Annotated in this window: 27 protein-coding genes and 4 tRNA genes; 19 read left to right on the forward strand and 12 right to left on the reverse strand. The window is 74.7% G+C overall.

The features are described from left to right. Positions 1–93: 93 nt before the first annotated feature. From G9H71_RS09035 to G9H71_RS09045, 3 genes are read right to left on the reverse strand one after another with little or no spacing between them, the layout of a single operon-like run. Positions 94–813 (reverse strand): phosphoadenylyl-sulfate reductase, encoded by a 720-nt coding sequence (locus tag G9H71_RS09035; protein WP_407939692.1) that lies wholly within the window; start codon positions 811–813, stop codon positions 94–96. A gap of 2 nt (positions 814–815) precedes the next feature. Next, complete coding sequence (locus G9H71_RS09040; RefSeq protein WP_166280925.1) at positions 816–1,016, reverse strand: Insertion element protein; 201 nt, start codon at positions 1,014–1,016, stop codon at positions 816–818. Then, positions 1,013–2,674 carry a nitrite/sulfite reductase gene (locus G9H71_RS09045; protein WP_166280927.1) on the reverse strand — a complete coding sequence of 554 codons (1,662 nt, stop codon included), beginning with the start codon at positions 2,672–2,674 and terminating at the stop codon, positions 1,013–1,015. The genes G9H71_RS09040 and G9H71_RS09045 overlap by 4 nt, the downstream gene beginning before the upstream one ends. 393 nt (positions 2,675–3,067) lie before the next feature. Here G9H71_RS09045 and G9H71_RS09050 point away from each other — a divergent pair, with 393 nt between their 5' ends. The 6 genes from G9H71_RS09050 to G9H71_RS09075 all read left to right on the forward strand — a co-directional run bounded on the left by G9H71_RS09050 (position 3,068) and on the right by G9H71_RS09075 (position 6,679). Beyond that, a complete protein-coding gene (locus tag G9H71_RS09050) occupies positions 3,068–4,030 on the forward strand; it encodes a YihY/virulence factor BrkB family protein (protein WP_331272860.1) in 963 nt (320 codons plus the stop codon). A 78-nt stretch (positions 4,031–4,108) separates the two neighbouring features. After that, on the forward strand, positions 4,109–4,282 hold the full coding sequence (locus tag G9H71_RS09055; protein ID WP_231134462.1) for a hypothetical protein: 174 nt from the start codon (positions 4,109–4,111) through the stop codon (positions 4,280–4,282). Between the two features lie 116 nt (positions 4,283–4,398). Further along, positions 4,399–5,490: a ribosome small subunit-dependent GTPase A gene (gene rsgA / locus G9H71_RS09060; protein ID WP_407939693.1), complete on the forward strand. Its 1,092-nt coding sequence runs from the start codon at positions 4,399–4,401 to the stop codon at positions 5,488–5,490. Between the two features lie 68 nt (positions 5,491–5,558). Further along, positions 5,559–5,771, forward strand: coding sequence for a hypothetical protein (locus G9H71_RS09065; protein ID WP_166280933.1), 213 nt, complete (start codon positions 5,559–5,561; stop codon positions 5,769–5,771). An 88-nt stretch (positions 5,772–5,859) separates the two neighbouring features. Continuing rightward, complete coding sequence (locus G9H71_RS09070; protein ID WP_166280935.1) at positions 5,860–6,156, forward strand: hypothetical protein; 297 nt, start codon at positions 5,860–5,862, stop codon at positions 6,154–6,156. 55 nt (positions 6,157–6,211) lie between these two features. Then, a complete protein-coding gene (locus G9H71_RS09075; protein ID WP_166280937.1) occupies positions 6,212–6,679 on the forward strand; it encodes a universal stress protein in 468 nt (155 codons plus the stop codon). A gap of 181 nt (positions 6,680–6,860) precedes the next feature. On the opposite strand, the gene G9H71_RS09080 is transcribed toward G9H71_RS09075, so the two are convergent. The 3 genes from G9H71_RS09080 to G9H71_RS09090 all read right to left on the reverse strand — a co-directional run bounded on the left by G9H71_RS09080 (position 6,861) and on the right by G9H71_RS09090 (position 7,146). Then, positions 6,861–6,935 (reverse strand) — tRNA-Val (locus tag G9H71_RS09080). A 36-nt stretch (positions 6,936–6,971) separates the two neighbouring features. Continuing rightward, positions 6,972–7,042, reverse strand: a tRNA-Cys gene (locus tag G9H71_RS09085). Positions 7,043–7,073: 31 nt separating this feature from the next. Further along, positions 7,074–7,146 (reverse strand) — tRNA-Gly (locus G9H71_RS09090). 158 nt (positions 7,147–7,304) lie between these two features. Here G9H71_RS09090 and G9H71_RS09095 point away from each other — a divergent pair. Both G9H71_RS09095 and G9H71_RS09100 read left to right on the forward strand, forming a co-directional pair. After that, positions 7,305–8,309 carry a chorismate-binding protein gene (locus tag G9H71_RS09095; protein ID WP_166280939.1) on the forward strand — a complete coding sequence of 335 codons (1,005 nt, stop codon included), beginning with the start codon at positions 7,305–7,307 and terminating at the stop codon, positions 8,307–8,309. After that, positions 8,306–9,145, forward strand: coding sequence for an aminotransferase class IV (locus tag G9H71_RS09100; RefSeq protein WP_166280941.1), 840 nt, complete (start codon positions 8,306–8,308; stop codon positions 9,143–9,145). Before G9H71_RS09095 ends, G9H71_RS09100 begins: the two co-directional genes overlap by 4 nt. Positions 9,146–9,238: 93 nt before the next feature. Here the strand turns inward: G9H71_RS09100 and G9H71_RS09105 are convergent, their stop codons facing one another. Further along, on the reverse strand, positions 9,239–9,658 hold the full coding sequence (locus tag G9H71_RS09105; protein ID WP_166280943.1) for an SsgA family sporulation/cell division regulator: 420 nt from the start codon (positions 9,656–9,658) through the stop codon (positions 9,239–9,241). Positions 9,659–9,876: 218 nt separating this feature from the next. Here G9H71_RS09105 and G9H71_RS09110 point away from each other — a divergent pair, with 218 nt between their 5' ends. The 6 genes from G9H71_RS09110 to G9H71_RS09135 all read left to right on the forward strand — a co-directional run bounded on the left by G9H71_RS09110 (position 9,877) and on the right by G9H71_RS09135 (position 16,412). Beyond that, the gene (locus G9H71_RS09110) at positions 9,877–10,311 is read left to right on the forward strand and encodes a TIGR02611 family protein (RefSeq protein ID WP_331272862.1); all 435 of its coding nucleotides are present in this window, start codon (positions 9,877–9,879) and stop codon (positions 10,309–10,311) included. A gap of 45 nt (positions 10,312–10,356) precedes the next feature. After that, positions 10,357–10,431 (forward strand) — tRNA-Val (locus G9H71_RS09115). Between the two features lie 466 nt (positions 10,432–10,897). Beyond that, on the forward strand, positions 10,898–11,251 hold the full coding sequence (locus G9H71_RS09120; protein ID WP_166280945.1) for a histone-like nucleoid-structuring protein Lsr2: 354 nt from the start codon (positions 10,898–10,900) through the stop codon (positions 11,249–11,251). 109 nt (positions 11,252–11,360) lie between these two features. Beyond that, on the forward strand, positions 11,361–13,712 hold the full coding sequence (locus G9H71_RS09125) for a putative bifunctional diguanylate cyclase/phosphodiesterase (RefSeq protein WP_331272863.1): 2,352 nt from the start codon (positions 11,361–11,363) through the stop codon (positions 13,710–13,712). A gap of 146 nt (positions 13,713–13,858) precedes the next feature. Next, the gene (gene thrS, locus G9H71_RS09130) at positions 13,859–15,838 is read left to right on the forward strand and encodes a threonine--tRNA ligase (protein ID WP_166280949.1); all 1,980 of its coding nucleotides are present in this window, start codon (positions 13,859–13,861) and stop codon (positions 15,836–15,838) included. Between the two features lie 16 nt (positions 15,839–15,854). Continuing rightward, the gene (locus G9H71_RS09135; protein ID WP_196791872.1) at positions 15,855–16,412 is read left to right on the forward strand and encodes an HIT family protein; all 558 of its coding nucleotides are present in this window, start codon (positions 15,855–15,857) and stop codon (positions 16,410–16,412) included. On the opposite strand, the gene G9H71_RS09140 is transcribed toward G9H71_RS09135, so the two are convergent. From G9H71_RS09140 to G9H71_RS09155, 4 genes are read right to left on the reverse strand one after another with little or no spacing between them, the layout of a single operon-like run. Further along, complete coding sequence (locus tag G9H71_RS09140; RefSeq protein WP_166280953.1) at positions 16,321–17,241, reverse strand: hypothetical protein; 921 nt, start codon at positions 17,239–17,241, stop codon at positions 16,321–16,323. The genes G9H71_RS09135 and G9H71_RS09140 overlap by 92 nt on opposite strands. Continuing rightward, positions 17,226–17,669, reverse strand: a complete 444-nt coding sequence (locus G9H71_RS09145; RefSeq protein WP_166280955.1) for a hypothetical protein — start codon at positions 17,667–17,669, stop codon at positions 17,226–17,228. The genes G9H71_RS09140 and G9H71_RS09145 overlap by 16 nt, the downstream gene beginning before the upstream one ends. Beyond that, complete coding sequence (locus G9H71_RS09150; RefSeq protein ID WP_166280957.1) at positions 17,654–18,571, reverse strand: MFS transporter permease; 918 nt, start codon at positions 18,569–18,571, stop codon at positions 17,654–17,656. Before G9H71_RS09150 ends, G9H71_RS09145 begins: the two co-directional genes overlap by 16 nt. Continuing rightward, the gene (locus G9H71_RS09155) at positions 18,559–19,029 is read right to left on the reverse strand and encodes a hypothetical protein (RefSeq protein ID WP_166280959.1); all 471 of its coding nucleotides are present in this window, start codon (positions 19,027–19,029) and stop codon (positions 18,559–18,561) included. The genes G9H71_RS09150 and G9H71_RS09155 overlap by 13 nt, the downstream gene beginning before the upstream one ends. A gap of 54 nt (positions 19,030–19,083) precedes the next feature. On the opposite strand from G9H71_RS09155, the gene G9H71_RS09160 reads away from it, so the two are divergent. Further along, entirely contained in the window at positions 19,084–20,568 is a 1,485-nt protein-coding gene (locus G9H71_RS09160) for a glycoside hydrolase family 15 protein (RefSeq protein WP_166280961.1), read from the forward strand. 165 nt (positions 20,569–20,733) lie between these two features. Here G9H71_RS09160 and G9H71_RS09165 read toward each other — a convergent pair whose 3' ends face one another. Next, positions 20,734–22,896: an elongation factor G-like protein EF-G2 gene (locus G9H71_RS09165; protein WP_166280963.1), complete on the reverse strand. Its 2,163-nt coding sequence runs from the start codon at positions 22,894–22,896 to the stop codon at positions 20,734–20,736. Positions 22,897–23,164: 268 nt separating this feature from the next. On the opposite strand from G9H71_RS09165, the gene pgsA reads away from it, so the two are divergent. From pgsA to G9H71_RS09185, 4 genes are read left to right on the forward strand one after another with little or no spacing between them, the layout of a single operon-like run. Beyond that, the gene (gene pgsA / locus G9H71_RS09170) at positions 23,165–23,842 is read left to right on the forward strand and encodes a phosphatidylinositol phosphate synthase (protein WP_166281217.1); all 678 of its coding nucleotides are present in this window, start codon (positions 23,165–23,167) and stop codon (positions 23,840–23,842) included. An 11-nt stretch (positions 23,843–23,853) separates the two neighbouring features. Continuing rightward, positions 23,854–24,795: a phosphatidylinositol mannoside acyltransferase gene (locus G9H71_RS09175; RefSeq protein WP_331272864.1), complete on the forward strand. Its 942-nt coding sequence runs from the start codon at positions 23,854–23,856 to the stop codon at positions 24,793–24,795. Further along, a complete protein-coding gene (locus G9H71_RS09180; RefSeq protein WP_166280965.1) occupies positions 24,792–25,964 on the forward strand; it encodes a glycosyltransferase family 4 protein in 1,173 nt (390 codons plus the stop codon). The genes G9H71_RS09175 and G9H71_RS09180 overlap by 4 nt, the downstream gene beginning before the upstream one ends. Further along, positions 25,964–26,503, forward strand: coding sequence for a hypothetical protein (locus G9H71_RS09185; RefSeq protein ID WP_166281221.1), 540 nt, complete (start codon positions 25,964–25,966; stop codon positions 26,501–26,503). The genes G9H71_RS09180 and G9H71_RS09185 overlap by 1 nt, the downstream gene beginning before the upstream one ends. Positions 26,504–26,627: the final 124 nt, after the last annotated feature.

Raw genomic sequence — 26,627 nt, forward strand, 5'->3', positions numbered from 1 at the left:
CCCGACACGAGGACCGGCTGAAAATTTCTCCGGACAGCCCGGACGAATCAGGCGGGATGCGCTCCACGCCCCGTTGATCCAGTCCGCCCGGCCTCACATGTGGATGCCGCACTCCGTCTTCGACATCCCCGCCCAGCGGCCGGCGCGGGCGTCCTCGCCGGGTGCGACGCGCCGCGTGCACGGCTCGCACCCGACCGACGGGTAGTCGTCCCAGACCAGCGGGTTGAGCAGGACGCCGTGCTTCTGGGCGTACGCGTCCACCTCGTCCTGGGTCCACCGTGCAAGCGGGTTGACCTTGACCTTCTCGCGCTTGGCGTCCCAGCCCACGACCGGCGTGCCCGCCCGCGACGGGCCTTCGTCCCGGCGGACCCCGCTGCCCCACGCGTCGTACTCGGCGAGCACGCGGTTGAGCGGGTCGACCTTGCGCATGGCGCAGCAGAGGTCGGGGTCGCGCTCGTAGAGCCGCTCGCCGTAGACCTCGTCCTGCTGCTTGATCGACAGCAGCGGCAGCACCGTGCGGACGCGGACCGGGTAGGTCGCCTGCACCGCGTCGCGGGTGCCCATTGTCTCGGCGAAGTGGTAGCCGGTGTCCAGGAACAGCACGGTGATGCCTGGCACGACCTGGCCCGCCAGGTGCGAGAGCACGGTGTCCCCACCCATAGAGCCGGTGATGGCGAAGCGGTCGCCGAACGTCTCGCCCGCCCACGCCAGCACGTCCTCGGCCCGCGCGTCCTCGAGGTCACGCCCGGCCTGCAGCGCCAGCTCGCGCAGCTCCTCCGGGGAACAAGCGCCCAGCAGGGGCTCGGTCGTCAACGTCATGCGCTCGTCCCTCCTTCGACGGTGCCGGTGCCGGCCGCGCCCGGAGCGGAAGATCCGCCCAGGGCGAGGCCGACCAGCTTGACGGTGAACACCCGCAGGCACGCCCCGCATGCCCACGCCGCATGTGACGCTTCACTCGGGCGCAGGTCCTCCTCCCCGCAGTAGGGGCAGTGGAACGGGACGGCGCGCTCGCTCATCGCAGGTCGGCCTCCTCGGCCCGCGCCACCCAGGCGGCGAAGGCCTCGCCGTCGGAGCGCTGGGCGTCGAAGCGCGTGGCGACCCGCTCGATGTAGTCCGGCAGCTCGGCCGCGGAGACCTTGAGCCCGCGCAGCTTGCGGCCGAAGCCGGCGTGGGCGCCGAGGCCGCCGCCCAGGTGGACCTGGAACCCGTCCTCGTGCTCGCCGTCCGGCCCCTGCACAACCATGCCCTTGAGGCCGATGTCGGCGGTCTGGATGCGGGCGCACGAGTTCGGGCAGCCGTTGAGGTGCACCGAGAGCGGCTGGTCAAAGGCCGGCAGCCGGCGCTCGAGCTCGTCCATGAGCGCGCTCGCGCGGCCCTTGGTCTCGACGATGGCGAGCTTGCAGTACTCGATGCCCGTGCACGCCATGGTGCCGCGGCGGAAGACGCTGGGCCGGGCCTGCAGGTCGAGCGCCTCGAGCGCGGCGACCAGGGGCTCGACCTTCTCCAGCGGCACGTCCAGCACCAGCAGGTGCTGCTGCGCGGTGAGCCGGACCCGGTCGCTGCCGACGGACGCGGCGAGGTCGGCGACCTTGCTCAGGATCGCGCCGCTCACCCGGCCGGTGCGCGGGGCGACGCCGATGTAGTAGTGCCCGTCACGCTGCTGGTGGACGCCGATGTGGTCCCGCTCGTGCGGCGGCGGGGGCACCGGGGCCGGGCCGTCGACGAGCTTGCGGGAGAGGTACTCGTCCTCGAGCACCTGGCGGAACTTCTCCGCGCCCCAGTCGGCCATCAGGAACTTGAGCCGGGCCCGGTTGCGCAGCCGGCGGTAGCCGTAGTCGCGGAAGATCGAGCAGACCCCGGCCCAGACGTCGGGGACCTCCTCGATCGGGACCCAGACGCCGAGCCGCTCGGCGATGCGCGGGTTCGTCGAGAGCCCGCCGCCGACCCAGACGTCGAAGCCGGGGCCGTGCTCGGGGTGGACGACGCCGACGAAGGACACGTCGTTGACCTCGTGGGCCACGTCCTGGCGCGGGGACCCGCTGATCGCGGTCTTGAACTTGCGGGGGAGGTTCGAGAACGCCGGGTCGCCGATGAACCGGCGCTTGATCTCCTCGACCGCCGGGGTGCCGTCGAGGATCTCGTCAGCCGCCACGCCCGCCACGGGCGAGCCGAGGATGACGCGCGGGGTGTCGCCGCAGGCCTCCTCGGTCGTGAGGCCGACCGCCTCGAGCCGCTGCCAGATCGCCGGAACGTCCTCGATGCGGATCCAGTGCAGCTGGATGTTCTGCCGGTCGGTGACGTCGGCGGTGTCCCGGCCGTACGCGGTGGAGACCTCGGCGATCGCGCGCAGCTGGGCGAGGCTGAGCTGCCCGCCGTCGACGCGGACGCGAAGCATGAAGTACTCGTCGTCGAGCTCGTGCGGCTCGAGCACCGCCGTCTGGCCGCCGGGGATCCCGGGCCGGCGCTGGGTGTAGAGGCCCCACCAGCGCAGTCGGCCGCGCAGGTCCTGCGGGTCGATGGCGTCGAAGCCGCGCTGGGCGTAGACGTCGAGGACCCGCCGGCGGACGTTCAGCCCGTCGTCGTCCTTCTTGAACTGCTCGTTCGGGTTGAGGGGCGTGAAGTATCCGAGGGCCCACTGGCCCTCACCCTTCTTCCGCCGCGGCGCGGGAGGCAAGCGCGATCCTTACGTGTTCGGGACGGCCCTCGCCGCGGCGCGCCGGTGCGCCGACAGGGGGGCGACATGCGAGGGGGACAATCGAGGGGACATCTGCAGGGGCCAGTCAACAGGGCCAGGGCCCGACGTGCGGCGGAAAGGGCGTCAACGCCGTCAGCAGCCGGGACAGACCGCGCTCGACACGTGGCCGTGGTCCACGTGGAGCCGCGCGACGAGGCGCACCGAGGTCATGGTCCCCTAGGGTCCTCCGTCGGTCCGGCGGGAGCAAACGTCGTCCACATGCTGAGACGGGAATGGGGGAGGCTTGACACCGCACGTCCCGGCAGTCCCATCGCGACGCGCGCGGAGCCTCCGGAGACGTTCCGGGGCCGCCGTGACGACTACGGTGAGTGTGTGAGCACCGGCGCTGCGGGGCGGGCAGCCGGGCGGGTACGCACCTCCTCGGCCCGCGCCGTGTTCTGGCGGCTGCTGCGCGGGACCATCGCGACCTGCTTCCGCTACCGCGTCACGGGGCTGGCCGCCGAGGCGGGGTTCTTCGCCCTGCTCAGCCTGCCGCCGCTGGTGCTCGGCCTGGTCGGCGCGCTGGGCTACGTCGACTCCTGGCTGGGCAGCGACACCGTCTTGCAGGTGCAGACGTCGATCACCAACACCGCGAGCGACGCGCTGACCCAGCAGACCGTCGACGAGGTCATCACCCCGATGCTCGACGACGTGCTGCGCGGCGGGCGCCCCGACATCATCTCGATCGGCTTCCTGCTCGCCCTCTGGTCCGGCTCGCGCGCCCTCAACGTCTACGTCGACACCGTGACGATCATGTACGGCCTGTCCGGCCACCGCGGCATCGTGCGCACGCGCGCCCTCTCGTTCACGCTCTACGTCTTGGCGCTGGTGCTCGGCACCGCCGTGATCCCGCTCGTGATCGCCGGCCCCGGGCTCGTCGGCAAGACGCTGCCGGAGGGCTACGAGCTGCTGCAGCGGATGTACTGGCCCATCGTCCTGCTCGTCTCCGTGCTGCTCGTGGCCTCGCTCTACCACATCGCCGTGCCGGTGCGGACGCCGTTCCGCCGCGACGTGCCCGGGGCCGCGCTCGCCGTGGCGCTGTGGGTCGTCCTGAGCTTCGCGCTGCGCTGGGTCATCCGCGAGAGCGTCGGCGGCACGTCGATCTACGGCCCGCTGACCGCGCCGATCGTCGTGCTCGTGTGGCTGTACTTCCTCGCCATCGCCGTGCTGATCGGGGCCGCGATGAACGCCGCGTGGGACGAGGTGTGGCCGCTGCGGGCGGTGGCCGAGGAGCGGCGCCGCCCGGTCGCGCACCCCGCGGAAAACCCGCTGACACCGGTCCCCGGGGACCGCTAGCGTCGTCATCGACGAGCTGGACGGCCCGCCGGGACACGCCCCGGGCCCTCGTCGGAGGCACGCAGCGGAGAGGGGGCGATGAGGATGGACGCCGTCTTCGTGGTGCCCGCCGCCGGCCCCGGCCGCGGGACCAGCCGCTGCGCCTTCGTCGGCCGATCGCCCTCGGCCGCCCCGGGACTCCTCGCCTCGACGGTCTTCTCGGCCCGCTCGACGACCCAGGACCCGGACTCCGACGACCCGGCGCCCCGCTAGCGCCGTCCGCGCCGCAGGGGCGCCCCTCCTCGACAGGGACCCCTGACGTGCATCTGCTTCCGTCCACTTCCCCTTCCACCTCTTCTTCCTTCTCGGCTCCGCCCACCGACGACCCCGTGCTCACGGCCCTCGGCTGGGACGCCTCCCTCGCCGCGGCGTACGCCTCGGCATGCTCGTCCCTGCGCGGTGGTTCGTCCGCGCCCGACGGGGTGCAGCTGGCCCCGGCGCGCGTGGCCCGCGTCGACCGCGGCGCTTCCGAGGTCCTGACCGCGCAGGGCCCGCTCCGGGTCGAGCACGCGGCCGCCGTGCTCGAGGCCGGCCGGATCGACCCGACCACGGCGCCCTGCGTCGGCGACTGGGCCGTCGTACGCGGCGGCGAGGTCCCGCGCCTGGTCGCGCTGCTGACTCGCCGGACGGCGTTCGTCCGCCTCGGCTCGGCGCCCGGCACCTCCGCCGGGCAGGTGCTGGCCGCCAACGTCGACGTCGCGCTCGTCGTCGAGCCGCTCGACCCCCAGCCCCACCCCGGCCGGGTGGAGCGGCTGCTCGCGCTGGCGTGGGAGAGCGGCGCCCGGCCGCTGGTCGTCCTCACCAAGGCCGACCTCGTTCCGGACGCTGAGGCGCTGCGCGACGAGGTCGCGGCGGCGGCGCCCGGCGTCGACGTGGTGCTGGCCAGCTCGTGGACCGGGAAGGGGCTGGACGTGGTGGCGGCGTACGCCACCCCGGGCACGACGCTCGCCCTGCTCGGCCCGTCCGGTGCGGGCAAGTCGAGCCTGCTCAACGCCCTGTCCGGCGGGGACGTCGCCCGCACCGGGGCGACACGGGCCGACGGGAAGGGCCGGCACACGACGGTCTCCCGGGAGCTGGTCCGGCTGCCCGGGGGCGCGACGCTGATCGACACCCCCGGCCTGCGCGGCATCGGGGTGGTCGCGGGGGAGCAGGCGCTGGAGCAGGCGTTCGCCGACGTGGCGGCGCTCGCGCGCCGCTGCCGCTTCGCCGACTGCGGCCACGGCGTCGAGCCGGGGTGCGCGGTCCTCGAAGCGGTCGAGGCCGGGGAGCTGCCCGAGCGACGGCTGCACAGCTGGCGCAAGCTCGAGCGTGAGGCGCGCTGGGTGGCGAGACGTCAGGACGCCCGGGCGCAGGCGCAGGAGCGCAACCGGTGGAAGGCGGTGCACAAGGAGATGCGCCGCAGCGGGCGGGCCCGGCCCTAGCCCGTCGCGCCGGACACGCCGGGAGGGCCGCCGGGTGTCCGCTCGGGGGTGCCGGGCAGAATCGGCGCATGTCGACTGCGTCCCGGACCCCCGACGGCCCCGCCCGCTCCGCCAGCCGCCCCGCGATCGGGGACGAGCCGTACTCCGCGCGCCGGCACGGCAGCTCCGAGGACGCGTGGGACCTGCTCGGCCGCGTCGTGCTGGTGGTCGGCGGCCTGGCCTTCCTCGCGGTCGTGATGGCGTACGGCATCTGGCTCTTCGTGGAGGCCTCCGGCCTCTGACCGGAGGCCGTCTGCCCGGATGCCATCTGTCCGGATGCCCCGTTCGCCCGGCTTTCGGAAACAGTACGTTCCGAATAGGCTGCGGTTCGTGAGCAACGTCGGTGAGCTCGTCGCGGCCCACCTTCCCGAGCTGACGGCCCTGGCGGCCACGCACCGCCTGGTCGACCTCGCGCCCGCGGAGGGCGCCGAGGTGAGCGCGGAGCTCGCGCCGGGCGCGACGTACGCCGATGTGCATCGGTTCGAGCAGGCTGCTGCGGCCCTGCTCGGCGTTCCCGTCGCGGTCGTCAGCAAGGCGGCCGCCGCGGTGCCCGGAGCCGGCGCGACGCCCGATGCCCCCGCTCGCCAGGTGGTGCTCCCCGAGGGCCGGGTCTCGGCGCACGGGTGAGGCCGGCCGCGCCGGAGCACGGGAGATGTGCGGGCGAAACGGGTAGGTCAACAGCATGACCGACCAGGCGACGCAGGCGACGATCGTGATCGGGACCGACGGGTCGGAGTCCTCGCGGGACGCCCTGCTGTGGGCCGCCGACGCGGCCCGCCGCACGGGCGCGAGACTGCGGGCCGTCTACGCCTGGGAGGTGCCTGCCGTCTCGGGGCTGGCCCTCGGCTTCGTTCCCGAGCCGGACCCCGACGTGTCGGCCACCGCCGGGCGCGAGGTCACGAAGAACGTCACGCAGGCGCTCGTCGACGCGGGCTACGCCGACCTGCCGTTGGAGGTGCGGGTCCGCGAGGGCCACGCCGCCCAGGCCATCCTCGACGAGTCCGCGGACGCCGACCTCATCGTGGTCGGGAGGCGGGGGAGCGGCGGCTTCGCGGCGGCGGTCATGGGCTCGGTCAGCCGCTACGTCAGCGCCCACGCCGACCATCCCGTCGTGGTCGTGCCGTGCGGCGGGAAGCGCAAGAAGCGCTAAGAGCCGAGCGGACGGGGCGCCGAGTAGCGCTGGGACCGCAGCGACGGGAAGCGCAAGGCGACGGAGGGCCCCAGTGGGGACAAGCACCCAGCCACGCAAGGCGGCAGTGCGGAGACCCTCAGTCGAGCCCGGTCCGGGAACGCAATAAGCCGCACGCGTGAAGCGTGCGGCTTATCCGGGATGGTGGGCGATACTGGGATTGAACCAGTGACCTCTTCCGTGTCAAGGAAGCGCTCTCCCACTGAGCTAATCGCCCGAGGCGTTGCCGCCGACGATGTCGCGGCAATCTGCGAGGTGGAGACGGGATTTGAACCCGTGTAGACGGCTTTGCAGGCCGTTGCCTCGCCTCTCGGCCACTCCACCGAGGTGAGGCACGGGAGTCCCGACCTCTCCGAGCGGACGACGGGATTCGAACCCGCGACCCTCACCTTGGCAAGGTGATGCTCTACCAACTGAGCCACGTCCGCGTGTCGTCTCGGTGAGGGCTTCCGCTCTCCCCGGCGACGAGAAGAACTCTACCCCACGCCAGGACCGGGGTGCACCGCCCCTCCCTGTCGTGTCCCGCCGCATCCGCATCCCGGGACCGGACGGCCCGGCCGCCGGTGCCCCGGCTAGCGTCGCCACCGTGCGTCGACCTCCCCTGGCCTGGCTCGGGGGCCGCCTCGCGACCGGGCTGCAGGCGGTGACCGACGACCCGGCCGACCTCGACGGCGGCGGCTGGTGGGCGGTGGTGCAGACGTTCGAGGGAGCCTTCCGGGCCGCCCGGTTCGCGGACGTCCGACGTGCCCCGCTCCCGCCGGCGCCCCCGTGGGCCCGGCTCGCGCGGGACGGCTGGCACTCGTCGGTGGGGCGGGAGGCGTACGTCGAGGCCGTGCAGGACGTCCGCGCCCGCATCGGCCGCGGCGAGGTCTACCAGGTGAACGTCTGCCGGGTGCTGCACGCGCCGGCGCCCGCAGCCGACGTCGTCGCGCTCGGCCACGTCCTCGCGGCGGGCAACCCCGCGCCGTACCTCGGAGTCATCGACGTGCCCGGGGTCGCGCAGCTCGCCACGGCGAGCCCCGAGCTGTTCCTCGCCCGGCACGGCGCCCGCGTGACGTCGATGCCGATCAAGGGGACGGCGCGCACGCCCGATGGCCTCACCCCCAAGGACACGGCGGAGAACGTGATGATCGTCGACCTGGTGCGCAACGACCTCGGCCGCGTGTGCCTCCCCGGGTCGGTGCGGGTGGAGTCGCTCTGCCGCGTCGAGCGCCATCCCGGGCTCGTCCACCTCGTCTCGACCGTGACCGGCGACCTGCGGCCCGGGACGGGCTGGGCGGAGCTGCTCGCGGCCGCGTCCCCGCCCGGCTCGGTCAGCGGCGCGCCCAAGCACACCGCGCTGGCGGCGATCGCAGAGCTCGAGCCGGCGCGGCGCGGCCCCTACTGCGGGGCGGTCGGTTGGGTGGACGCCGGTCGCGGCACCGCCGAGCTCGCGGTGGGCATCCGCACGTTCTGGGTGGAGGACGGGGTGCTGGGGTTCGGCACCGGAGCGGGGATCACCTGGGGGTCGGACCCGGAGCGCGAGTGGGAGGAGACCGAGCTGAAGGCCGAGCGGCTGCTCGCCCTGGCCTCGGACGGGGAGGCCCGGTGACCGGGGTCGGCGACGTCACGGTCTGGCTCGAGGGGCGCGTGCTCCCGGGCTCTCAGGCCCGGGTGAGCGCGCTGGACACCGGGTTCACGCTCGGTGACGGGGCGTTCGAGACCGTTCGGGTCCAGGACGGCGTCCCGCTCGCCCTGACCCGCCACCTGAGCCGGCTCGCCGCGTCGGCCGCACAGCTGGGCATCCCCGCCCCCGGGCCGCGGGTGGTCCGTGCGGGCGTCGCCGAGCTGCTCGCCGCCGCCCCGGGCGCCCCGGCTCAGCGCCTGCGCATCACCGTGACCGGGGGTCCGGGGCCGCTGGGCCCCTCGCGCGCCGACGGCCCGGCGACGCTCGTGCTCGCCGTCGCCCCGCTCGGCCCCCTCCCCGCGGACGTCGGGGTCGTGCGGCTGCCCTGGGTGCGCAACGAGCGCTCTGCGCTGGCCGGCGTCAAGGCGGTGTCGTACGCCGAGAACGCGCAGATCCTGGCCGAGGCGCGGCGTCACGGTGCCGATGAGGCGCTGCTGGCGAACACCCGCGGCGAGCTCTGCGAGGGCGCCGCGGCCAACGTCTTCGTACTCCTCGGCGGGCGGCTGGTGACCCCGCCGCTGTCCAGCGGCTGCCTGCCCGGGGTCACCCGGGCGCTCGTGCTGGAGGCCACCGGGGCGGTCGAGGCTCCGGTCCCGTATGCCGCCCTCGACGAGGTCGAGGAGGCGTTCCTCACCTCCTCGATCCGCCGGGTCGCGTCGGTCGCCAGGATCGACGGGCGGCTCCTGCTGGCGCCGCGCCGGCGTACGCGCGACGCCGCCGCCGCCCTGGCCGCGCTGCTGGCGGCCGACCCCGACCCGTGAGGTGCGCCGGTGCCGGCGCTCTGTCCCCTGAGGCGCGCTCAGAGAACGAGGGTCGAGAGGGGAGTGGCGAGAAGGACCTTCAAGCGGCGAGCGTCAGGTCGCGAGCAGGGCGGCCAGGGTGGAGTCGAGATCGAGGTAGCGGTGCTCCTCGCCGGGCGGGACGACGAGGGCGGTCCGCGCCACGAAGTCGCGCAGCACCTCCGCGGGTGCCTCGAGCAGGGCCTTGCCGTCGGGGGAGGACAGGGCCAGGTAGACGACCTCGTCGTCCGGGTCGGTGCTGGGCCACACGCGGACGTCGCCCTGGCCGACGGGACGGTTGACCCCGGCGGCGATCAGCTCACGAGCGAAGACCCAGTCGACGCCCTGGCCGCCCGTGCGGAAGGTGGCCTGCACCGCGTAGGGGTCCGCGGAGTCGTAGCGGAGGACGACGGGCACGGGGACGGACGCCTCACCGGGTACGACCAGGCGCACGTCCAGCTCGCAGGTCACCGTGGCGGCAGGGCGACGGTCCATGGTCGAGAACCCTTCGGCTCGGGGGCAACGCGTTGATGCTCGACGCTGAGTTGCCCGGGCCGGGAGACCCCAAAACGCCGTAGGCTCGGCGACAGCGGCCGCGCCCTCCCGGCGTGGCTGCCCGGGGGGCAGCGCGCGGCGCCGTCCCTCCGGTGGCGGCGACAGTACTCCACCGGCCTTTCCTTCCAAAGGCCCGAATCCGGACAGGGAGCGACGTGGTGAGCGCGCAGCAGGGGCCGGCCGAGGTCGATCAGGGCGGCGCGACCCGGCTGGAGCGCTACCACGCCTGGCGGGACCGGCGGATCGCCACGAGCCGTACCCGGCGGATGGTCTGGCGCGCGATCGTCGGCGCGCTGGGCGGCCTCATCGTCGTCGTCGGCCTCGCCCTCGTGCCGCTGCCCGGGCCCGGCTGGCTCATCGTCTTCCTCGGGGTCGGCATCCTCGCGACCGAGTTCACCTGGGCCGAGCGGGTGCTCGAGTTCGGCAAGGACCTGCTGGACAAGTGGACCGACTGGCTCGGCCGCCAGCCCCTGTGGGTGCGCGGTCTGATCGGCCTGGCCTGCTTCGCCTTCGTCTGCGCCGTGGTCGTCGTGACGCTGCGGATCCTCGGCACTCCGGGATGGGTGCCGGAGTGGGTGCCGCTGGTCCGCTAGAGTGTGCGCAGCACGTCGGGGCCGGCGACGCCGGTTCCCGAGCGCGGGCGATTAGCTCAGTGGGAGAGCGCTTCGTTCACACCGAAGAGGTCACTGGTTCGAACCCAGTATCGCCCACCACGGCCCTGCCGGCTTCGGCCAGCAGGCTGCGGTCGACCAGCCGCACCCCTCGGGGTGCGGCTTTTTCGTTCCCGCCGCCCCGGCGGGTGAGCCGCGGTCGCCGCGGTCGATCCCAGAATTCCGCAACGGTGGTAGTGAAAAAAGGTAGGCCGCCGGTGAACGGTGGCGGTCGCTCGATCGAGAGCATCGCGGTTGGACGTGCAAGCAATTCCGTCCTTCACGGGCAACGGCCCGCCGCCGCCGCTGTCGCACGATGCGCGAAGGCTTCGGCCGCTGATGAGGTCGCACGACGACACGCTTGCTCGTGCGGGCTCGCCCCCTCGCCGGTGAGCCGACTGCAATTCCTCGCGCATTCAGCGGGAATGCCCGGCCTGCTTTGCGCCCGACCGCGTGCCGTCGGCGCGCCGGTCGCCGATCATGGTCTACTTCGAACGAGCCCTGTTGATGGAGGAGGAGTCGGAGACGCATGGCGCAGCGGGTGGTCACTGAGCTGATCGACGATCTCGACGGTGAGAGCGAGGCGGTCGAGACCGTCACGTTCGGCATTGACGGGGTGACCTACGAGATCGACCTCAACGAAGAGCACGCCGAGGAGCTCCGCACCCTGATCGAGGGACACGCGCTGCACGGTCGCAGGCTCGCCGCGAGCCGCGGCGGCCGCCGGCGCGGTGGTGCGCGGAGCGGTCCGGCGTCGTCGGCCGGGGCGTCCGGTGCGGACCCGAAGCTCATCCGCCAGTGGGCCCAGGAGCAGGGCTACGAGGTCAGCGCGCGTGGCCGCGTCAGCAAGGCGCTGATCGAGGCCTATCACGCCGCGCAATAGCCTGCCGGGCGCCGGCACCCCGTCCGGCCGTCGCGGTGCGAATGCGCCGGACCGGGTACTGGTCGAGCTGTAGGGCGCCAACCAACACGACGTCGGGTGGCCGGGCGAAGTGGCACATCGGGGGAGCGGGCCGGCTGCGACGGCCGAGCCGATCGAACGAGCGGTCGACGCTGCTTCTCGGCTGTCCGCAGCCCGGGGCGCGCAGAACGACCTGGCGCCGTTGGGGGAGAGCCTCGACGCCTTGGCCCGGTTGGCGGCCCGGGTCAGCGGAGCCGAGAGCGGCCGCGTCACGCTGGTCCTGCCCGGGCGGCAGGTCCACGTCGGGCGCAGCGACGCTGCCCTGCCGATCGAGGAGCACTGCCCGGACGGCGAGGAGCCTTGCGCGGCCGTGGTCGCGAGCGGCCGGCCCGTCGTCGTGCCGGACTCCATGCAGGACGCGCGCTTCGGCCGCGCCTGCGCCGGGCCCAACGGCTTCCGCTCGTACGCGGGGGCGCCGGTGTTCGCGGCCGACGGCCAGTGCGTGGGCACCGTCTCGGTCCGCGACAGCTCGCCCCTCCCGGCGGGCACGCGCGTCGACGTGCTGTCCGCGGGGCTGGTCGACGTCGCCCGGCAGGTGACCGCGCTGCTGGCCGTCGCTGGCCGGCAGGGCGAGCGGGCGGCGCAGCTGCGGGTGCTGGCTGCCGTGGCCGCCGGCAGGCCGCTCGGGGAGGTCCTCGACCTGCTCGCGGCCGAGGTCGAGGCCCTGCTCGGGCCGGGGCTGCGGTGCTCCGTGCTCGTGATGGACGAGGCGACCCGGACCCTCTGCGACGCCGCCGGGCCGAGCCTGACCCGGGAGTTCCGGCTGGCCGTGGACGGGCTGGCCGTCGCGGAGGGGCAGGGACCGTGCGGCACGGCGGCCCATCGGCGCGAGCCGGTCGTCGCCACGGACCTCAGCGACCCGGTCTGGCGGCCGTTCCTGCGGCTGACCGCCGAGCTCGGTATCGAGGCATGCGCCTCGTTGCCCGTCCTCTCGCCAGGTGGGGAGCCGCTCGGCACGTTCGCGCTCTACCGTGACCGGCCCGGGGAGCCCACCGCGTACGAATGGGCGACGTTGCGCAGCTTCTGCGACCTGACCCGGCTGGTGATCGAGCGCTCCCGGGCCCAGTCCGAGCTGACCCGGCTCGCCACGCTGGACGAGGTCACGGCGCTGCTCAACCGGTCGACGTTCCTCTCGCACGCGGCCGCCGCGCTCGCCCGCGCGCCGGCGCCGGGGACGGACCATGTGCTGCTCTTCTGCGACGTCGACCAGTTCAAGCTGGTGAACGACTCGCTGGGGCACGCAGCGGGCGACGCCTACCTCGAGCGTGCCGCCGAGGCGCTGCGCGAGCGGTGGCCGGGCGACGTCATCGCCCGGTTCGCCGGCGACGCCTTCACCGTCCTCGCGGCGGACGTCCCCCGGCAGGGCGTGCAGGCGCTCGCGGAGCGCGCGTGCACGGCCTTCTCCGTGCCGCTGCGGCTCGGCGGGCACGACCTCCAGCTGTCCGCCAGCGTGGGGGCGGCGTACACGGATGTCAGCGGGTCCGCGCTGGACGGACTGCTGCGCGACGCGGACCTCGCGATGCACGAGGCCAAGCTCGCCGGCCGCGCTCGCGCCCGGGTCTGCGACGCGGGGCTGAGAGGACGGGCCGCGTCCCGGGCAGAGCTGGTGCTCGCGCTCCGCCAGGCGATCGCGGCCGGCGGGACGTCGCTCGCCTACCAGCCCGAGATCGACCTGGTCACCGGAGAGCTGCTCGGGCTGGAGGCGCTGTGCCGCTGGGCCCGGCCGGAGAGCGGGCCGGTGAGCCCCGCGGAGTTCATCCCGCTGGCGGAGGAGGCCGGGCTCATCGGCGAATTGGGCCGGCACGTCCTCGCCACCGCCCTCGCCGACCTGGCCGGATGGCGCGCCCGGACGCCGGTGCGCAGCGAACTGACCGTCTGGGTCAACGTCTCCCCGCTCCAGCTCAACGACCCGCGATTCGCCGCCGTCGTGGCGGAGCTGCTGGAGCAGAGCTCGGTGCCCGGCGGCTGCCTCGGGCTGGAGGTGACCGAGAGCGCGGTCATGGCCCAGGACGCCGCCACCCGCGCCCAGCTGCACGCGCTGCGCGAGCTCGGTGTCCGGGTGGCTGTCGACGACTTCGGGACCGGATACTCCAGCCTCGGCGCGCTCAAGGCGCTGCCGGTCGACCTGCTCAAGATCGACCGGTCCTTCATCGACGGGCTGCGCGGACGCGGGTCCGACGCGCAGATCGTCACGGCGATCCTCGCCATGGCGGACGCGCTGGGCCTGGCCGTGCTCGCCGAGGGCGTCGAGCGCGACGACCAGCTCTCCACCCTGATCGGCCTCGGGTGTACGCGGGGGCAAGGCTTCCTGCTCGGCCGGCCGGCCCCGGCCGGTGTCGTCGAGGCCGTCATACGCGGCTCCCGCCGACGGGCGGGGACGTGACGCCGGCCGGCCGGCCGCGCCGGCGGGCGCCTCTGCGCCGATCGCCCGCGCCGCCGGCTCGCGCGCGACGGTAGGGTCGGCGCTCGACCCACCGTTGCCTGCGACCCGGCGTGCCCGGTGCAGGCAGCCCGACTAGGAGGCCAGCCGTGCCCGACCTGCGCATCACCGTCGCGTCCCCTGCCGAGCGGGCGGAGCGCGAGGTTCCGCAGGGCACGACGGCGGCGGACGTCGTCGGGGGCGACCGGGCCGTGGTCGTCGCCCGCGTCAACGGCGTGCTGCGCGACCTCACCCACGTCCTGGCCGACGGCGACGTCGTCGAGGCGGTGCGCAACGACGAGCCGGACGGCCGCGCGGTCGTCCGCCACTCGGCCGCGCACGTGCTCGCCCAGGCAGTCCAGGAGCTGCACCCCGAGGCGAAGCTCGGCATCGGCCCGCCGATCGAGAACGGCTTCTACTACGACTTCGACGTGGACAAGCCGTTCACTCCGGAGGACCTGTCGGCGCTGGACAAGAAGATGCAGGCCATCGTCAAGGAGGGCCAGGCCTTCGCGCGCCGCGTCGTCACCGAGGACGAGGCCCGGGCCGAGCTCGCCGACGAGCCCTACAAGCTCGAGCTGATCGGGCTCAAGGGCGGCTCCGACGGCTCCTCCGGCGGCGAGGAGTCGGTCGAGGTCGGCGGCGGCGAGCTGACGATCTACGACAACCTGCGCCGGGACGGCAGCCGCGCCTGGCGCGACCTCTGCCGCGGCCCGCACGTCCCGACCACCCGCGCGATCCCGGCCTTCAAGCTGATGCGGACGGCGGCGGCCTACTGGCGCGGCAGCGAGAAGAACCCGCAGCTGCAGCGGGTCTACGGCACCGCGTGGGAGTCCAAGGACGCCCAGAAGGAATACCTGAACTTCCTCGCCGAGGCCGAGAAGCGCGACCACCGTCGGCTGGGCGCCGAGCTCGACCTCTTCAGCTTCCCCGACGAGATCGGGTCCGGGCTCGCGGTCTTCCACCCCAAGGGCGGCGTGATCCGCAAGGTGATGGAGGACTACTCGCGGCGTCGCCACGAGGAGGCGGGCTACGAGTTCGTCAACACCCCGCACCTCACCAAGGGCAAGCTCTTCGAGGTCTCGGGCCACCTGGACTGGTACGCCGAGGGCATGTACCCGCCCATGGAGCTGGACGAGGGCCAGCGCTACTACATGAAGCCCATGAACTGCCCGATGCACAACCTGATCTTCCGGGCGCGTGGGCGGTCCTACCGCGAGCTGCCGCTGCCGCTGTTCGAGTTCGGCACCGTCTACCGCTACGAGAAGTCCGGCGTGGTGCAGGGCCTGACCCGTGCACGCGGATTCACGCAAGACGATGCACACATCTACTGCACGCGCGAGCAGATGGCCGAGCAGCTGGACAGGCTGCTCACCTTCGTGCTGAACCTGCTGCGCGACTACGGCCTCGACGACTTCTACCTCGAGCTGTCGACCCGCGACCCGGAGAAGTCGGTCGGCACCGACGAGGCGTGGGAGGAAGCGACCGAGACGCTGCGCCAGGCCGCGCAGAAGCAGAGCCTCGAGCTCGTCCTCGACCCCGGCGGCGCCGCGTTCTACGGGCCGAAGATCTCGGTCCAGGCCAAGGACGCGATCGGCCGCACCTGGCAGATGTCGACCATCCAGCTGGACTTCAACCTGCCGGAGCGGTTCGAGCTGGAATACCAGGCGGCCGACGGCACCCGTCAGCGCCCGGTCATGATCCACCGCGCGCTCTTCGGCTCCATCGAGCGGTTCTTCGCCGTGCTGCTCGAGCACTACGCCGGCGCCTTCCCTCCCTGGCTCGCCCCGGTGCAGGTCGTCGGCATCCCCATCACCGACGCGCACGTGCCCTACCTGCAGGACGTGGCGGCGCAGCTGCGGGCGCGCGGCATCCGCGTGGAGGTCGACACCTCCGACGACCGCATGCAGAAGAAGATCCGCAACGCCCAGAAGCAGAAGGTGCCGTTCATGCTGCTGGCCGGCGACGAGGACGCGGCGAAGGGCGCGGTGTCGTTCCGCTACCGCAACGGCGAGCAGAAGAACGGCGTGCCGGTGGCCGACGCCGTCGCCGAGGTGCTCGATGCGGTCGAGCGCCGCGTACAGGTCTGAGCGTGGCGGCTCCGGCATGACGGGGGAGCAGCCCGACCTCGTCGAGCAGCAGGGCGTCGGGGTGCCCGACGCCCTGGGCCGGCTCTGGACCCCGCACCGGATGGCGTACATCCGCGGGGAGAACAAGCCGTCCGCCGACGGCGCGCAGGCCTGCCCCTTCTGCCACATCCCCTCGCTGTCCGACGAGGAGGGGCTGGTCGTCGCGCGCGGCGAGCTCGTCTACGCCGTGCTCAACCTCTACCCCTACAACGCCGGGCACCTGCTCGTGGTCCCCTACCGCCACCTGCCCGACTACACCGACATCGACCTGGCCGAGACGGCCGAGCTCGCCGCCTTCACCCAGGCGGCGATGCGCACCGTCCGGCTCGTCAGCGGCGCACAGGGCTTCAACATCGGCATGAACCAGGGCAGCATCGCGGGCGCGGGCATCGCCGCGCACCTGCACCAGCACGTCGTGCCGCGCTGGGGCGGGGACACCAACTTCATGCCCGTGGTGGCCCACACGCGGGTGCTCCCGCAGCTGCTGGGCGAGACGCGTCGGCTGCTCGCCTCGGCGTGGCCCGGCGACGCCTGAGGCCGGTGACGGCAGGGACGATCCGCTCGAGAGGCAGGAACGCCGCCAGGCACACGACCAGCGGCAGGAAGTGGATGCGCGTCGCGGCCCAGGTCGCCAGGTGGAAGCCCACGAGCACCGTCGCCCCGACCGCCTGCCAGCGCGCACGCACGAAGAGCAGTGCAGGTGTCAGGGCCTCCATGACGAGGACGCCCCACTGGCCTGCGCGCAGCAGCCACGGGAACTGCGCGAGCACGTCGCCGAGCTGCGTGCCGCGCCGCGACATCGCCCAGGCGAACGTGGCCCCCGTGGCCCATCCCCACCCGCCGAAGCGCACCTTGGCGACGGCGCTGAGGAAGTAGGTCGCGACGCAGGCGACCTGCACGGCGCGGAGGGCGAAGCCGGCTGCCGCGCTCGTCCGCGGGTCGCGCAGCCCGGCCGGCCCGACGGTCGCCACCGCGAAGAGCCCGACGACGAGGGCGAAGTGGTCGTGGTCGATCTTGCCGTAGGAGAAGGCGATCGAGACCCAGTCGAGGAACGCGACGGCGAGGACGGCGCCGGCCAGCCGGGGCAGCCGGCCGACGGCCACGACCAGCGCGGCCACGACGAGCACGGCGGCCAGGCCCTCGACGTACGCCGGGCCCGGCGCCGGCAGGTCCAGCGCGCGCCGCAGGAGCAGCGGCTGGTAGAGCTCGTCCGGCCCCTTGGCGTGCGGCACCACGTCCGCGGTGAGGAGGGCGATGTCGGCCAGCACGAAGAGGGCCAGCAGCCGCCGGACGACGGCCAGCCGGGCGAGCGGCACGGCGGGCGCCAGCCAGCGCTCCAGCCGGCTCGTCACGGGGCGCCCCACGCGGCCACCGGCTCCTGGACCGGGTCGAGCAGGCGGCCGCCGCGCATCCGCGTGACCCGCTCGAGCAGCTCGACGCGGACCAGTCGCGGGCGGTCGGGATGGAGCGCGGCCCAGGCGTCCGCGAGCGCCGCCAGCCGCTCGGGCCGGGACCGGAAGCCCTCCAGCTGGCCCTCGACCTCGGCCCGGTTCATCCCCACGGTCTCGTTGGTCAGGGCGAGCTCGCGGCGGTCGCCGCGCGCGTCGACCGCCATCACGAAGGCCGCGCGCACCTCGCCGTCGGGGTCGGTGCGGAAGGCGAACTGCGACATCGGGGCGAACGGCCAGTGGTCGTCGACCCCCCGCAGGCTGCCGTAGGCCGCCCCGGCGGTGACGGCCGCCAGCGCCACGCCCCGCCACAGCAGCGCACGGCGGGTCAGCGGGAGGTCCACGCCGGCCTTCCCCCGGCCACGCGTCCGCGGGCCCGCCGCACGACGGCGTCGAGCCGCGGCGCCAGCCGCTCCAGCGGCAGGAAGGCCGCGAGGCACAGGGTGTGCGGCCAGAAGAAGATGCTCGTGCCGGCGTACGTCGCGATGTGGAAGGCCAGGAAGAACGCAACGATCCGGGCGCGCCAGCGCGGCCCCACGAAGAGCACGACGGGGGAGAGCAGCTCGAACGCCACGATCACCCACTGGCCCGCGTGCAGCGTCCACGGGACGTCGAGCATCCATTCGGAGAGCACGGTCCCGCGCCGGTCGACGGCCCGGGCGAGCGTGGCCGAGTTGACCCACTCCCAGCCCCCGAACCGAACCTTCGCCCAGGCAGCGTAGAAGTAGGTCGCCACCACCGCGAGCTGCACGGTGCGCAGCGCCCACCCGGCGGCCTCGGACGGACCGCCTCCACGCAGCCGTGCCCGCCCGACCGTGGGGAGCACGGCGAGGGCGACGAGGAAGGCGAACCGGTCGTGGTCGACCTTTCCGTAGGAGAAGGCGACGACCTGGTACTCCGCCCAGAGCAGCAGGACGGCCGTCCCGAGCAGCCGCGGCGCGCGCCCGCTGAGCGCCGCGAGCGCGAGCAGGGCCGCACCCCACTTGCAGACGAGGACGAGGGCCTCGGTCGGCACCGGCAGGTGCAGCAGCCGGCCGACGAGGAGCGGGGAGTAGAGGTCGGCGTTCGCCGCGCTGCGCGTGTCGCCGATCGTGTGCAGCAGCAGGACGTCGAGGGGGACGAACAGGTAGACGAGGACGCGGAAGACCGCGACGCGCTCGAGCGGCACCGCGGGGAGCAGCCAACCCCGGGCGCGATCGAGCCGGGCCGGCGCGGGCGCTGCCGTCGGGGAGGTCACCGTTCCCATGTCGCGAGCACTTCCCTTCGCACCTCGCCGGTCGGCCGCCGGTCCTGCAGCACCGTCGCGACGCGGACGAGCCGCACCGCGGCCCAGGCCGGGTCCGCCGGGTGCAGCCGGGCGTGGGCGTCGGCGAACCGGGCGAGCAGCGCCGGATCGGCGACCAGCCGCGGCTGCTGGCCCTCCGCCTCGGCGCGGTTCATCCCGACGTTCTCGGCCGTGAGCGGCGTCTCGGCCCACGTGCCGTCGGCCGTCTGCCGCTCGAGCGTGAGGACGGTGACGACGCCGGAGGGGTCGGTGCTGGTGGCGTACATCCGGAAGGGCCCGAACGGCCAGGCGTCGTCCTGGCCCCAGAGCGTCCCGGCCGTGAGCAGCAGGGCGCCGACGGCCGTCAGGGCCACGCGCCACGACACGGCCGTCAAGGAGAGCCGGCCCTCGGCTGCTGGCACCACTGGACCCCCCGGCACCCGGGGAGACTAACCGGCCCCACCCGTAGAGTGCCCGTCATCAGGAGGCGAACGATGTGGGCGGCGTGGCACGGGGTGGCCGCGGTCCTCGTCGCATCCGCGCTCGTGGCGGGCGTCACCGCGGCGGCTCCCGGGCCACCGCCGCCGCTGCAGCTGCGCAGCCAAGGGCTGGCCGGTGTCCCCGGGTCGGTCCGCGTCCTGCACGAGGAGCGGCCGGGCGCGGAGTACCTCCCGGGCAGCAGCGTCCTGCGCCTGCCGGACGGAAGCCTCGTCCTGGGCGCCGCGGCGCCCTCGGTGCAGCGGCCCGCTCGACTGGATCTCGACGCGTCCGAGCGGGTCGAGCGGCAGGCCGCCGAGCTCGCCGCCGAGTCCCGGCGCTGGCTCGCCGCCGGCACGGTGCCGGATGGCGATCCCGACGGCGGCCCCGTCGGCGGCCGCGGCGACGGCGCTGATGGCGACTCGGGGGCGACGGCGCAGCTGCGCGACATGGCCGAGCGGGCGCTGCTCGACCTGCGGCTGTTGACCCGGCCCGACGGAGCCTCGCTTGCCGCGCCCGAGGGCATCTGGGCGTACGTCTGGCCGCGCGACGCGGCGTTCGTCGCCGCCGCCTTCGCGGCCACCGGGCATGCGGGCGAGGCGGAGGCGGTCCTGCGCTGGCTCGCCCGCGAGCAGCGCCCGGACGGGACCTGGGCCGCCCGCTCGCTGCCCGACGGCTCCGGCCCGCCCGACGACCGGCCGGACCAGCTGGACGCCACCGGCTGGGTGCCGTGGGCGGTGTGGGCGACGGTCGAGGAGATGCGCCGGGCCGGCGACCGCACCCGTGCCCGCGCGCTCTCGTCCGAGCTGGCCCCCACGGTCGCGCGCGCCGTCGCCGCCGTGGTCGGGCGGCTCGGCCCGGACGGGCTGCCCCCGGCGACCCCGGACTACTGGGAGGTCGCCGTCGACGGCCCGACGCTGGGGACCGTCGGGCCGCTGCTGGCCGGGCTGCGCGCCGCCGGGGAGCTGGCCCGGCAGAACGGGGACCTCGCGACCGCTGGGGCCGCGGCCGAGGGCGTACGCCGGCTCGAGCCCGCGGTCCGCGCGGCCTGGCCGCCCGCCACCCCGACGAGGTACGCCGACGGCGCCGGCGGTGTGGACTCCGCCGTGGTCTGGCTCGCTCCGCCCTTCGGGGACGGCTCACTGCTCGGCCCCACGACCCTCGACCGCGCCGAGCAGGCCCTGCGCACGCCGAGCGGCGGCGTGCGGCCGGGGGAGGAGTTCACCAACCCCAGCACCGCATGGACGCCGGAGACCGCGGGCTTCGCCCTCGCGTACGCCGCCATGGGCCGCCGGGCCGACGCGCTCCGGCTGCTGGACTGGCTGGCCGCGCACCGCACGTCCCTCGGCGCGCTGCCGGAGAAGGTCGACGCCTACGGAGCCCCGGCGTCGGTCGCGCCGCTGGGCTGGACCGCCGCGACCGTCCTGCTCGCGCTGACGGCCCTCGAACGCCCGCTCGGCGTGCCCGGTGAGCAGGAGGAGCCGGCGCGACCGGGCGGCTGACCCCGCGCACCTCGGCGGCGGCCCGGAAGAGCGCCAGGCCCAGCGAGGAGGGGTTCCCGGGAGCCTCGTCGAACCTGCGCGCCGGCGGCGGGCCGTCCTGGGAGGACGCCGGCCGCGCTGCGCTCGGGCCCACTGCTGCGCACCGCCTTCCCGGCACCGGCTCCGCTAGTGCGCGGCGGTCAGCACCTTCGCCGCCAGGTGGCTCGGCATCGGCTCGTGCCGGGCGTAGGACCGGGTGAACGTCCCGCTGCCGTGCGAGAGCGAGCGCAGCTCGATGGCATAACGCGTGATCTCGGGTTCCGGAACCTCGGCGCGTACGAGCGTGCGCCCGCCCGGCGCCGGCTCGGTCCCGAGCACGCGGCCCCGCCGCCCGGACAGGTCGCTCATGACGGCCCCCACGTATTCGTCGGAGACCATCACCACGAGCTCGTCGACGGGCTCGAGCAGCGTCACCGAGCCGCCGGCGGCCGCGTCGCGCAGCGCGAGGCCGCCGGCCATCTGGAAGGCCATGTCCGAGGAGTCGACCGAGTGCGCCTTGCCGTCGACGAGCGTGACGCGGACGTCGACGACCGGGTAGCCGGCACTGACGCCCTTCTCCATCTGCGCCCGCACGCCCTTCTCCACCGACGGGATGAACTGGCGCGGGACCGCCCCGCCGACGACCTTGTCCACGAACTCGAACCCCGCGCCGGTCGGCAGCGGCTCGACCTCGATGTCGCAGATCGCGAACTGCCCGTGGCCGCCGGACTGCTTCACGTGGCGGCCGTGCCCCTTGGCCGGCGCGGAGAAGGTCTCCCGCAGCGAGACGCGGAGGGGCTCGGTCTCGACCCCCACGCCGTAGCGCCCCTGCAGGCGCGAGAGCACCACGTCGACGTGCGCCTCGCCCATGCACCAGAGCACGAGCTGGCCGGTCTCGCCGTCCTGCACGAGCCGCAGCGTCGGGTCCTCCGCGACGAGCCGGCCGAGGGCGACGCCGAGCTTGTCCTCGTCGCTGCGCGAGCGCGCGCGGATCGCGACGGGCAGCAGCGGCTCCGGCATCGTCCACGGCTCGACGAGCAGCGGGTGCTCCTTCGCCGAGAGGGTGTCGCCCGTCTCGGCCCGCGTCAGCTTCGCCACCGCGCAGATGTCGCCGGCGATGCAGGCCTGCACCGTCCGCTGCACCTTGCCGAGCGGGGACGAGAGCGCGCCGATCCGCTCGTCGACGTCGTGGTCCGCGTGGCCGGCCGTCTCGCCGAAGAACGACGCGGCGTGGCCGGAGACGTGCACCGGCAGGTCCGGGCGCAGGGTCCCCGAGAAGACGCGCACGAGGCTGAGCCGCCCGACGTAGGGGTCGGTCGTCGTCTTGACGACCTCGGCCACCAGCGGGCCCTCGGGCGAGCAGGCCAGCGGTGGCTGCGGCTCCCCGTCGGGCGTCGTGACCGCCGGGAGCGGGTGCTCGAGCGGGGAGGGGAACGCCTGGGTCATCAGCTCCAGCAGCTCGACCATGCCGACGCCGTCGAGGGCGGACACCGGCAGCACCGGGTAGAAGCTGCCGCGCGCGACCGCCTTCTCCAGGTCCTCGATGAGGGTCTTGACGTCGAGGTCCTCCCCGCCGAGGTAGCGGTCCATCAGCGTCTCGTCCTCGGACTCGGCGATGATCCCCTCGATGAGCGCGGCGCGCGCGTCGGCCGTGCCCTCGATGTGCTCGGGCTCGGCGTCGTGCTCGGCGCGCGCGCCCTCGGAGTAGTCCGCGATCCGCTGCGACAGCAGCGCGTAGAGCCCGGCGACCTTGCCGTCGTCGGCGAGCAGCGGGACGTACGCCGGCAGCACCCCGTCGCCGAACACCCGCTGGCACACGGCGACGGACTCGTCGAAGTCGGCCCGCTCCTTGTCCAGCTTCGTGACGACCACCGCACGCGGCATGCCGACCGCCGCGCACTCCTCCCACAGCATCGAGGTGGAAGCGTCCAGCCCATCCACGGCGGAGACCACGAAGAGCGCTGCGTCCGCCGCGCGCAGCCCGGCCCGCAGGTCGCCCACGAAGTCGGCGTAGCCCGGGGCGTCGAGCAGGTTGACCTTGACTCCGTCGTGCTCGAGCGGCGCGAGCGCGAGGGAGACGGTGCGCTGCTGGCGGGCCTCGGCCTCGTCGAAGTCCGTCACGGTGCTGCCGTCCTCGACCCGGCCGGGGCGCGGGATCGTCCCGGCCGCGACGAGGACGGCCTCGACCAGCGTGGTCTTCCCCGCGCCGGAGTGCCCGACGAGCACGACGTTGCGGACCTGCTCCGGTCGGTCGACGACAGGTGCCGGCCCGCCTCCCGCGGCTCCTGACTGGCTCGCTGTGGGTGCCACGAGGCCCTCCTCGGTGTGCGGTCGGACAGATCGGCTCGCGACGAAGCGTCCTCCGACCGCCCGGCCGCCCGCAAGGGCCCCGGGGCGTGCCCGCGAGCGGGCGCGCTGCTAAGGCGGGCGTGCGCCGCGGCGCCGGCCCGTCGCCACGCCGCGGCCCGCCGGCGCGTGCCCGGAGGTGCTCGACGCCGTCACTACGATGGCAGACACCACCGCGCAGCTCAGCGAGGACGACCTGCCCGGCGCGGTGGCCGCCGGCGACAGGACGAGGATGCTCAATCGGTACGCGCGCGCCTTCTTCTCGCGCGTCATGACCCCGATCGCGCGCGGGCTGCTGCGGGCCGGCGTCAGCCCCGACGTCATCACCCTGCTCGGCACGCTCGGCGTCTGCGTCGGCGCGCTGGTGTTCTTCCCGCGCGGGGAGTTCTTCTGGGGCAGCTTCTTCATCACCTGGTTCGTCTTCAGCGACATGATCGACGGGACCATGGCGCGGCTGTCGGGCCGGTCCTCGGTGTGGGGGGCGTGGCTCGACTCCTGCACCGACCGCGTCGGCGACGCGGCGATCTTCGCCGGGATCCTGCTCTGGTGGGTGGGCGACGGCGACAACCCGTTGCTCGCGGGGCTCGCGCTCTACGGCCTGGTCGCAGGCTCGGTCGTGTCCTACGTCAAGGCGCGGGCCGAGGGGCTCGGGATGCGCGCCGACGTCGGCGTCATGGAGCGCTCCGACCGGCTGGTGACCATCCTCGTCGCGACCGGCCTCGACGGGCTCGGGGTCCCCTGGATCCACACCGTCGCGCTGTGGCTGGTCGCCGTCGGCGCGACCGTGACGGTGGTGCAGCGCGCGCTGCTGGTCCGCCGCCAGGCGCTCGCGCGGGCCGATGCGACCCCCTCCGGGGGCCAGGGTGCGGGATCCCCGCGCACCGGTACGCCCGCCGGGCCCGGCGCCTGAGGACGCCGGGGGTGCGCGAGCGGCTGGTCCAGCGGCTGACGCTCGCGGGCTACTCCGCGGGCTGGGCGCTCGTCCGCCGGCTGCCCGAGCGGGCGGCGTACGCGCTGTTCGGCGCGCTCGCCGACGTGGCGGTGCGCCGCGGCGGGCGCGGGGTGCGCCGGCTCGAGGCGAACCTGCGCCGCGCCGCGCCCGCGGCCGGCCCCGACGAGCTCGCGGCACTGGTGCGGGCGGGCATGCGGTCCTACCTGCGCTACTGGTGCGACACCTTCCGCATGTCGGACTGGCCGCGCGAGCGTGTCATGGCCACGACGACCGTGGTGGACGGCCACCACGTCAGCGAGGCGCTGGCCGCCGGCCGCGGGTTCATCGGCGCGCTCCCGCACATGGGCAACTGGGACCACGCCGGCGCCTGGGCCGCGGCCGTCCACGCGCCGGTGCTCAGCGTCGCGGAGCGGCTGCGCCCGGAGGAGCTCTACGACCGCTTCGTCGCCCACCGCCGGCGCCTTGGCATCAGCGTCCTGCCGCTGACCGGAGGCGGCGCGCTTGTGCCGGCGCTGCGCGACTGGCTGCGGGCCAACCGCATCGTGTGCCTGCTGACCGACAGGGACCTCAGCGCGACCGGCGTGGAGGTGCAGCTGCTGGGGGAGCGGGCGCGGGTCGCCCCGGGGCCGGCCATCCTCGCGCTGCAGACGGGCGCCCCGCTGCACCCGATCACCGTGGCGTACGACGAGCGCGGCATCGTCGTGACCTTCCACCCGCGGGTGGTGCCGCCCGCGGCGGGCACGACCCGGCAGCGGGTGCAGGCGATGTGCCAGCAGGTGGCGGACGCGTTCGGGGCGGCGATCACCGCGGCCCCGCAGGACTGGCACATGCTGCAGCGGGTGTTCGTGGCCGACCTGTCCCAGGGCCACGCCCCGGGCGCCGCCGCCGACGACGCCGTGCCCGCGCGATGAGGGTCGGGCTGGTGTGCCCCTACGCCTGGGACGTGCCGGGCGGGGTGCAGTTCCACGTCCGCGACCTCGCCGAGCAGCTCCTCGTGCTCGGCCACGAGGTGTCGGTGCTGGCGCCCGCGGACGAGGACATGCCGCTGCCGGCGTACGTCGTCCCCGCCGGGCGGGCCGTCCCGGTGCCCTACAACGGCTCCGTCGCACGCCTGAGCTTCGGCCCGCTGTCGGCCGCGCGGGTGCGCCGGTGGCTCGCGGTCGGCGAGTTCGACCTCGTCCACATCCACGAGCCGGCGTCGCCGAGCCTGTCGCTGCTGGCCTGCTGGGCGGCGTCCGGGCCGATGGTCGGGACCTTCCACACCGCCTCGTTGCGCTCACGCGCCTACTCGGCGTTCTACCCCGTGCTCTACCCCGCGCTGGAGAAGCTCTCGGCCCGCATCGCGGTGAGCGAGCAGGCCCGCCGCACCGTCGTCGAGCACATCGGCGGCGACGCGGTGGTCGTCCCCAACGGCGTCTACGTCGACCGCTTCGCCGGGGCCGAGCCGCAGCCCGCGTGGCGCGGGGCGGGCGGGACGATGGCCTTCCTCGGCCGCCTCGACGAGCCGCGCAAGGGGCTGTCCACGCTGCTCGCGGCGTTCCCGCGCATCCTCGAGCGGCACCCGGGCGTCCGCCTGCTCGTCGCCGGCCGGGGCGACGTGGAGGAGGCCCGGGCCGCGCTCCCGGAGCCCGCCCGCCCCTGCGTCACGTTCCTCGGCCAGGTGAGCGACGAGGACAAGGCCCGGATGCTCGCGACCGCCGACGTCTACGTCGCGCCCAACACCGGCGGCGAGAGCTTCGGCATCGTGCTGGCCGAGGCGATGGCAGCGGGCGCCGTCGTCGTCGCCAGCGACCTGGACGCGTTCCGGCAGGTGCTGGACAACGGCACGGCGGGAGCACTCGTCCCGGTCGGCGACGCGCCGGCGCTGGCCGACGCCGTCGTGGGCCTGCTCTCGGACTCGACCCGGGCGGCCCGGCTGCGCGCCACGGCGTCGACCGTGGTGCGGCGCTACGACTGGCCCGGGGTCGCGGCCCGGGTCCTCGCGGTCTACGAGACCGTCACGGCCGGCGCCGGGAGCGTGGCGCCGCTGCCCCCGGGCCGCGGCGGCCGGCTGGGGCTGCGGGGCCGGGGGGCCGAGTGATCCCCGACGCCGTGGCCCTCGTCGTCCTCGTCGTCGCCCTGCTCGGGCTGCTCGGGTGGTACCTCTCCTGGACGGCGACCAGGCTGGACCGGCTGCACGCCCGCGTGGAGGGCGCCCGGGCGGCGCTGGACGCCCAGCTCGTCCGGCGGGCCACGGCCACGCTGGAGCTGGCCGGCTCCGGGCTGCTCGACCCCGCCTCCAGCGTGATCCTCGCCGACGCCGCGCACGCCGCGTCCGTGGCGGACGACGAGCGCCGCGAGCTCGCCGAGTCCGATCTGTCCCGGTCGCTGCGGGCCGCGCTCGAGGCCGATGCGGTCGCCGCGCTCCACGACGAGCCGGGCGGGCCAGAGGCGGTCCGCGACCTCGCTGCGGCGACCATGCGCGTGCAGCTCGCGCGGCGCTTCCACAACGAGGCGGTCCGGGCCACGGGCGTCGTACGCCGCAAGCGCGTCGTGCGCTGGCTGCGGCTCGCCGGCCACGCGCCCATGCCCATGACGTTCGAGATGGACGACGACCCGCCGCCCGCGCTGGCCGCCTGACGGCCTCGCGGCGTACTAGGTTCAGGGGATCTTCGGAGCAGCCGAGCCACGCCTGCGCCCGCTGGACCGCGCGGCGGCCGAGCGGGCCCGAGCGCTGCGTGCGGCCGTCGACGAGGCCCGGCTG

It is taken from the genome of Motilibacter deserti (assembly GCF_011250635.1).
GTDB classification, from domain to species: domain Bacteria; phylum Actinomycetota; class Actinomycetes; order Motilibacterales; family Motilibacteraceae; genus Motilibacter_A; species Motilibacter_A deserti.

What these genes read in the sequence shown, in the direction of transcription:
- G9H71_RS09040 (WP_166280925.1), bottom strand. Translation starts at nt 1,016, where the DNA reads ATGAGCGAGCGCGCCGTCCCGTTCCACTGCCCCTACTGCGGGGAGGAG.
- G9H71_RS09055 (WP_231134462.1), top strand. Translation starts at nt 4,109, where the DNA reads ATGAGGATGGACGCCGTCTTCGTGGTGCCCGCCGCCGGCCCCGGCCGC.
- G9H71_RS09065 (WP_166280933.1), top strand. Translation starts at nt 5,559, where the DNA reads ATGTCGACTGCGTCCCGGACCCCCGACGGCCCCGCCCGCTCCGCCAGC.
- G9H71_RS09075 (WP_166280937.1), top strand. Translation starts at nt 6,212, where the DNA reads ATGACCGACCAGGCGACGCAGGCGACGATCGTGATCGGGACCGACGGG.
- G9H71_RS09105 (WP_166280943.1), bottom strand. Translation starts at nt 9,658, where the DNA reads ATGGACCGTCGCCCTGCCGCCACGGTGACCTGCGAGCTGGACGTGCGC.
- G9H71_RS09120 (WP_166280945.1), top strand. Translation starts at nt 10,898, where the DNA reads ATGGCGCAGCGGGTGGTCACTGAGCTGATCGACGATCTCGACGGTGAG.
- G9H71_RS09135 (WP_196791872.1), top strand. Translation starts at nt 15,855, where the DNA reads ATGACGGGGGAGCAGCCCGACCTCGTCGAGCAGCAGGGCGTCGGGGTG.
- G9H71_RS09150 (WP_166280957.1), bottom strand. Translation starts at nt 18,571, where the DNA reads ATGGGAACGGTGACCTCCCCGACGGCAGCGCCCGCGCCGGCCCGGCTC.
- G9H71_RS09160 (WP_166280961.1), top strand. Translation starts at nt 19,084, where the DNA reads ATGTGGGCGGCGTGGCACGGGGTGGCCGCGGTCCTCGTCGCATCCGCG.
- pgsA (WP_166281217.1), top strand. Translation starts at nt 23,165, where the DNA reads ATGCTCAATCGGTACGCGCGCGCCTTCTTCTCGCGCGTCATGACCCCG.
- G9H71_RS09180 (WP_166280965.1), top strand. Translation starts at nt 24,792, where the DNA reads ATGAGGGTCGGGCTGGTGTGCCCCTACGCCTGGGACGTGCCGGGCGGG.